This window comes from Xanthomonas sp., from assembly GCF_017163755.1.
Classification (GTDB): domain Bacteria; phylum Pseudomonadota; class Gammaproteobacteria; order Xanthomonadales; family Xanthomonadaceae; genus Xanthomonas_A.
This window is the reverse complement of the sequence record NZ_JAFIWC010000056.1, coordinates 1-6,794: the sequence shown is the minus strand read 5'-3', so window position 1 is coordinate 6,794 and position 6,794 is coordinate 1. Positions and strand designations below refer to the sequence as shown.

Genomic DNA, 6,794 nt, shown 5'->3' with positions numbered 1-6,794 from the left:
CTCCGAACCCCGCCGCCTCCGAACCCCGAACCCCGAACCCCGAGTCCCGAGTCCCGAGTCCCGGCCTCTTTGCCGCACCGCACATTGCCAATGACACCGGTTTACCATATACAACTGCGCAAAGCGTTGTCGATGAGCAGCGCAGCAATTTCCCACCCCTTTTCGGAGATGCCCTTGAGCACTCAATCCGGCCCTTCGGATACGCCGCCGCCCGCGCTGGCCGATATCGCGGCCCGTTTCGTCCAGGCGCGCCAGCACGGGCGCTCGCTGCCCGACTTCCCCGGGACCATCCCGGACGACCTGGAGACCGCCTACCGCGTGCAGGACCTGGCGATCGCGCAATGGCCGGACCGGGTGGCCGGCTGGAAGGTCGGCTACATCGCCGCCGAGCGCCGCGACCATTCCGGCGACGAGCGCCTGCTCGGCCCGATCTTCTCCCGCGCCGTATGGAATGCCACCGGTGGAACTGTGGACATTCCGGTCTATGCCGGCGGCTTCGGCGCGGTGGAGGCCGAGTACGTGCTGCGGCTGGACGAGGACGCGCCGGCCGACCGGCTGCAGTGGACGCCGGAGCAGGCCGCACAGGTGGCCTCGACCCTGTTCATCGGCGTGGAGGTGGCGAGCAGCCCGCTGGCCACGATCAACCAGCTCGGCCCGCGGGTGGTGATCTCCGACTTCGGCAACAACAACGGCCTGATCCTGGGGCCGCAGATCGACGACTGGACCGCGCTGGACGAGACCCGGCTGCTGGCCGAGACGCTGATCGAGGGCCAGCGCGTCGGCAGCGGCGGCGCCACCTTGCTGCCGGGCGGGCTGCGCGCGGCGTTCGCGTTCGCGCTGGCGCGCTCGGCGCGGCGCGGCCGCCCGCTCAGGAAGGGCGAGCTGATCGCCACCGGCAACGCCACCGGCATCCACGACATCGCCATCGGCCAGCAAGCGACGATCCGCTTCGACGGCTACGGCGAACTCCACTGCAGGGCCGTGGCCGCGTAACGCGGCGCACGGCGACGATGATGGCGCGGGAGGGCGCAGCATGATCACTCGAAGAAGTTTCCTCGGCGCAGGACTGGCCGCGGCCGCGGCGTCGCCGCTGGCCGCCGCGCTGGCCCAGGGCGGCGGCCAACGCCGCCTGCTGACCGCCACCGACGTGCACGTGGCCGACTATCCCACGGTCGAGGCGGTGCGCTGGATCGGGCAGACGCTGGAGCGGCAGAGCGGCGGGCGACTGACGCTGCGCCAGTACCATTCCGGCCAGCTCGGCCGCGAATCGGAAGCCATCGACATGGCCCGCTTCGGCGCCATCGACATCACCCGGGTGTACTCAGGCGCGCTGAACAACGCCTTCCCGCTGACCCAGGCGCTGTGCCTGCCGTACGTGTTCGACTCGGTGGCGCACCTGCGCCGCGCGATCGACGGCGGCGTCGGCGAGGCGGTGCTGCGCGGCTTCGAACGCCGCGACCTGATCGGCCTGGCGATCTACGACTCCGGCGCGCGCTGCTTCTACAACACCAAGCGCCCGCTGCGCCGGCCGCAGGATCTGCACGGGCTGAAGATCCGCGTCGCCTCCTCGGACATCTTCATCGAGCTGGTGCGCATGCTCGGCGCCAACCCCACGCCGATGTCGCTGGGCGACACCTTCTCCGGCATGGAGACGCACATGATCGACGGCGCCGAGAACAACCTGCGCAGCTTCCACTCCAGCCGCCATTTCGAAGCCGCGCACTACTGGTCGCGCAGCGAGCATTCCTACGCCCCCGACGTGCTGCTGATGTCGCGGCGCAGCTACGAGGCGCTGGCGCCGCGCGACCGCGACCTGCTGCGGGACATCGCACGGCAGTCGGTTACGGTGCTGCGCGAACGCTGGGACGCCTCCGAGGCCACCGCGCGGCAGGCGGTGCTCGACTACGGCATCGCCTTCAACGACGTCGACATGCCCGCGTTCCAGCGCGCGGCCGCGCCGCTGCTCGCCCGCTACCGGCAGCAGCCGGACATCGAGTCCCTGTACCGTCGCATCCGCGACTTCGCCTGAGGCCATCGCGATGACCGCAGACACCCGCACCGTTTCGCCCACACCCGCGCAGCGCGCGCTGGACGCCGTGTCCAACCTCGCCATCGGCATCGCCGCCACCGCCCTGCTCGGGCTGGTGCTGGTGCAGGGCTGGCAGGTGTTCACCCGCTACGTGCTCAACGACTCGCCGAGCTGGACCGAGCCGGTGACGCTGCTGCTGCTGAGCACGGCGATGAGCCTGTCCGCCGCCGCCGGCGTGCATACCCGGCGCCATTTCGGCTTCTTCCTGCTCGCCGAACACACCCATGCCCTGCTGCGGCGCGCGATCGACGTGATCGGGCCGCTGGTGATCGTGGTCATCGGCGTGGTGATCGCCCGCTGGGGCGTGGTGCTGCTGCTCGACGGGCTGGACATCCGCATCGCCGGCGCGTCGCTGCCGCAGAGCATCAACTACCTGCCGCTGTCGCTGGGCGGCGCGCTGATGGCGGTGTTCGCGCTGTACCAGCTGCTGCTGGCGCTGCGCCCGGGCGCAGCGGCGCCGCTGCCGCCCGCCTCTGCCACCGCCGCCGACGGAGATCTCTGAACCATGGCCATCGCAATCCTGTTCGGCCTGTTCGCGTTCCTGCTGCTGATCGGCGTGCCGGTGGCCTATGCGCTGGCGGCGGCGGCGCTGGCCACGCTGTGGTACGTGGACCTGCCGTCGATCGTGCTGGTGCAGCAGATCGCCGGCGGCACCGGCTCGGCGTCGCTGATCGCGATTCCGCTGTTCATCTTCGCCGGCGAGATCATGCTGCGCGGCGGCATCTCCGAGCGCCTGATCGCGCTGGCCTCGTCGCTGGTCGGGCGCATGCGCGGCGGCCTGGGCCAGGTCAGCGTGCTGTCCTCGCTGTTCTTCGGCGGCGTGTCCGGCTCGGCGATCGCCGACGTGTCGGCGGTCGGCGGCACGATGATCCCGCAGATGGTCAAGCGCGGCTACGACCGCGATTTCGCGGTCAACGTCAGCATCACCGCGGCGCTGGTGGCGCTGCTGGTGCCGCCGTCGCACAACCTGATCCTGTTCTCGGCCGCGGCCGGCGGCGGGCTGTCCATCGCCGACCTGTTCGCCGCCGGCATCGCGCCGGCGCTGCTGATGACCCTGGCGATGATGCTCACCGGCTACGTGGTGGCGCGGCGCCGCGGCTACGGCGTGGAAGTGTTCCCGGGCTGGCGCGCGGTCGCCCTGCGCCTGCTGTCGGCGCTGCCGGGGCTGGGCCTGGTCGCGCTGATCTTCGTCGGCATCCGCGCCGGCATCTTCACCGCGGTGGAGAGCGCGGCGATCGCGGTGGTCTACGCGCTGCTGGTGACCAGCGTGCTGTACCGGCAGCTGGGCTGGCGCGAGTTCTTCGGCACCGTGGCGCACGCCGCGCGCACCACCGGGGTGATCCTGTTCGTGATCGCCACCGCGGCGGTGTTCGGCTGGCTGCTGGCGTACCTGCAGGTGCCGGCGGCGGCGGTGGAGTTCCTGCAGTCGTTCGCGCACAGCAAGCTGATGGTGTTGCTGATGATCGTGGCGATGCTGCTGCTGCTGGGCACCTTCATGGACCTGGCGCCGATGATCCTGATCTGCACGCCGATCTTCCTGCCGGTGGTCAAGGCCTACGGCATCGACCCGATCCATTTCGGCCTGGTGCTGGTGCTGGCCGGCGGCATCGGCCTGGTGACCCCGCCGGTGGGGTCGGTGCTGTTCATCGGCACCGCGATCGGCAAGATCACCATCGCCCAGAGCATGCGCACGATCTGGCCGTTCTGGCTGGCCGCGCTGGCGGTGCTGCTGATCGTGACGTTCTTCCCGGAGCTGTCGCTCTGGCTGCCGAGGGCCTTGCGCGGCTGAGCGCAGGGCCGGCGGGATCTCCCGCCTTCATCCGGCCGGCGGCGCGGGCGTCGCCGGCCGCCGCATCGCCCCGCGCGACGGGGACAAGGAGAGAGCAATGAGCATCCGCACCATCCCCGCCCGCCTGCGCTGGCTGCTGGCCACCGGGCTGCTGCTGTGCGCCGGCCTGGCCGCGGCGGCCGACTGGAAGCGCGGCATCGAGGGCCAGCGCGTGGCCGACCTGGGCGACGGCACCTTCCTCAACCCGGTGCTGGCCGGCGACCACCCGGATCCGTCGGTGCTCAAGGACGGCGACGACTACTACCTCACCCTGTCCTCGTTCGACGCCTACCCGGGCCTGCCGATCTGGCACTCGCGCGACCTGGTCAACTGGCAGCCGCTGGGCCACGCGATCACCCAGAACGTCGGCGCGATCTGGGCGCCGGACCTGATCAAGCACGAAGGGCGCTACTACATCTACTTCCCCGCGCGCCGCGGCGAGCAGGGCGAGCGCAGCAATTTCGTGGTCTGGGCCGACGACATCAAAGGCCCATGGAGCGCGCCGATCGACATCGGCCTGGGCAAGTACATCGACCCGGGCCACGCGGTGGGCGAGGACGGCAAGCGCTACCTGTTCCTGAGCGCCGGCGACTACGTGCAGCTGTCCGACGACGGGCTGAAGGTGGTCGGCAGCCCCAGGCACGTCTACGACGGCTGGAAGTACCCGGAAAGCTGGGACGTGGAGGCCTACGCCCAGGAAGGGCCGAAGATCACCCGCCACAACGGCTGGTACTACATGACCACCGCGGTCGGCGGCACCGCCGGCCCGCCGACCGGGCACATGGTGATCACCGCGCGCTCGCGTTCGATCCATGGGCCGTGGGTCAATGCGCCGAACAATCCGATCACCCGCACCCAGAGCGCGTCCGAACCGTGGTGGTCGCGCGGCCACGCCACCCTGGTCGAAGGCACCGACGGGCGCTGGTGGATGCTCTACCACGGCTACGAGAACGGCTTCTGGACCCTGGGCCGGCAGGCGCTGCTGGACCCGATCGAATGGACCGCCGACGGCTGGTTCGTGGCCAAGGGCGGCGACCTGGGCCAACCGCTGAAGAAGCCCAGCGGCAGCGCGGTGCCGCACGGCCTGCCGTTGTCGGACGCATTCGCCGGCAGCACGCTGGGTCCGCAGTGGTCGTTCTTCAATCCTGGCCCCGACGAGTACCGGCGCCTGTCCTTCGGCGACGGCGCGATGCGCGTGCAGGGCAAGGGCCGCGCGCCGCGCGACAGCTCGCCGCTGACCGTGATCGCGCCGGACCAGGCCTACCAGTTCGAGGTGCAGATGCAGATCGCGCCCGGCGCCCAGGGCGGGGCGCTGCTGTTCTACAGCGACCGGCTGTACGCCGGCGTGGGCAGCAACGGCGAGAACTTCGTGATGCACCGCTACGGCGAGGAGCGCCCGGCGCAGCTGGCGCCCAGCGCCAAGGGCGGCACCCTGTGGCTGCGCGTCACCAACAATCGCCACATCGTCACCATCCACTCCAGCGCCGACGGCAAGACCTGGACCAAGTACCCGGTGCAGATGGAAGTGTCCGGCTACCACCACAACGTGGCCGGCAAGTTCCTGGCGCTGAAGCCGGCGCTGTACGCCGCCGGCCAGGGCGAAGTGGCGTTCCGCCACTTTCGCTACCGCGCGCTGGATTGAACATGGCTACCGGTAGAATCCCAGGTTCTCCGACCGACTACCCGTTTATGCCGTCGCGCAAGCCGCCCCACGCCGATGTCCCGGCCTCCCTCCCCGCCTCGGCGCACGGCAAGGCGGCGACGATCAACGACATCGCGCGCCTGTCGGGGGTGTCGAAGAAGACCGTGTCGCGGATCATCAACAACTCGCCGCTGGTGCGCAAGGACACCCGCGAGAAGGTCGAGGCGCTGATGCGCGAGGTCGGCTACGCGCCGGATCCGCTGGCGCGCGGGCTGGCGTTCCGGCGCTCGTTCCTGATCGGCATGGTCTACGACAACCCCACCGCGCAGTACATCGTGGACATGCAGTACGGCGCGCTGGACGCGCTGCGCGGGTCCAGCTTCGAGCTGGTGGTGCATCCGTGCGACAGCCGCAGCCCCGGCTACATCGACGGGGTGCGCCGCTTCGTGCAGCAGCAGAAGCTGCACGGGGTGATCCTGGTGCCACGCGCCTCCGAGGACCAGGCGCTGGCCGACATGCTGGCCGGCATCGGCGTGCGCTACACCCGCATCGCCTCGCTGCCGCTGGACGCCACCTCGCAGATGGTGGTCACCCACGACCGCGACGGCGCGGCCGAAGCGGCCGACTACCTGCTGTCGCTGGGCCACCGCGACATCGCGCTGATCACCGGCCCCAGCGCGTACCGCTCGGCGCACGAACGCACCGCCGGTTTCATCGAGGCGCTGACCCGGCGCGGCATCGAACTGCCGCCGCAGCGCATCGTCGAGGCCGGCTACACCTTCGAGTCCGGCGTGGCCGCGGCCGAGAAGCTGCTGCTGGGCAAGCAGCGGCCGAGCGCGATCTTCACCGGCAACGACGAGATGGCCGCCGGCGTGTACAAGGTCGCGCTGCGCGCCGGCATCAACATCCCGCGGCAGCTGTCGATCATCGGCTACGACGACAGCCCGCTGGCCTCGCGGCTGTGGCCGTCGCTGACCTCGGTGCGGCGGCATACCCGCGACACCGGACGCACCGCGGCGGCGATGCTGATCCAGCCCGAAGGCACGCCGACGATGGCCATCGCCAGCGTGCGCCCGCACCTGATCGTGCGCGATTCTTGCCAGCCGCCGGAAGACTGAAGCCCCTCTCCCCGCGGGAGAGGGGTTGGGGTGAGGGTCTGGCGCGAAGCGTCTCGTGGAGTCTGGGGTGCACGAGGCTTCGCCCGTACCCTCATCCGCCCCTGCGGGGCACCTTCT

General features: G+C 70.6%; 6 protein-coding genes. All 6 read left to right on the top strand.

Going from position 1 to position 6,794, the window contains the following annotated elements:
• Positions 1–168 precede the first annotated feature (168 nt).
• The 6 genes from JR065_RS21245 to JR065_RS21220 all read left to right on the top strand — a co-directional run bounded on the left by JR065_RS21245 (position 169) and on the right by JR065_RS21220 (position 6,677).
• Positions 169–993, top strand: coding sequence for a 2-keto-4-pentenoate hydratase (locus JR065_RS21245; RefSeq protein WP_206236514.1), 825 nt, complete (start codon positions 169–171; stop codon positions 991–993).
• Between the two features lie 40 nt (positions 994–1,033).
• Positions 1,034–2,029: a TRAP transporter substrate-binding protein gene (locus JR065_RS21240; RefSeq protein ID WP_206236512.1), complete on the top strand. Its 996-nt coding sequence runs from the start codon at positions 1,034–1,036 to the stop codon at positions 2,027–2,029.
• A gap of 10 nt (positions 2,030–2,039) precedes the next feature.
• Positions 2,040–2,591 (top strand): TRAP transporter small permease, encoded by a 552-nt coding sequence (locus JR065_RS21235; RefSeq protein ID WP_206236510.1) that lies wholly within the window; start codon positions 2,040–2,042, stop codon positions 2,589–2,591.
• A 3-nt stretch (positions 2,592–2,594) separates the two neighbouring features.
• Positions 2,595–3,878, top strand: coding sequence for a TRAP transporter large permease (locus JR065_RS21230; RefSeq protein WP_206236509.1), 1,284 nt, complete (start codon positions 2,595–2,597; stop codon positions 3,876–3,878).
• Between the two features lie 97 nt (positions 3,879–3,975).
• Complete coding sequence (locus JR065_RS21225) at positions 3,976–5,559, top strand: family 43 glycosylhydrolase (RefSeq protein ID WP_206236507.1); 1,584 nt, start codon at positions 3,976–3,978, stop codon at positions 5,557–5,559.
• Between the two features lie 47 nt (positions 5,560–5,606).
• Complete coding sequence (locus tag JR065_RS21220) at positions 5,607–6,677, top strand: LacI family DNA-binding transcriptional regulator (RefSeq protein WP_206236506.1); 1,071 nt, start codon at positions 5,607–5,609, stop codon at positions 6,675–6,677.
• Positions 6,678–6,794 lie beyond the last annotated feature (117 nt).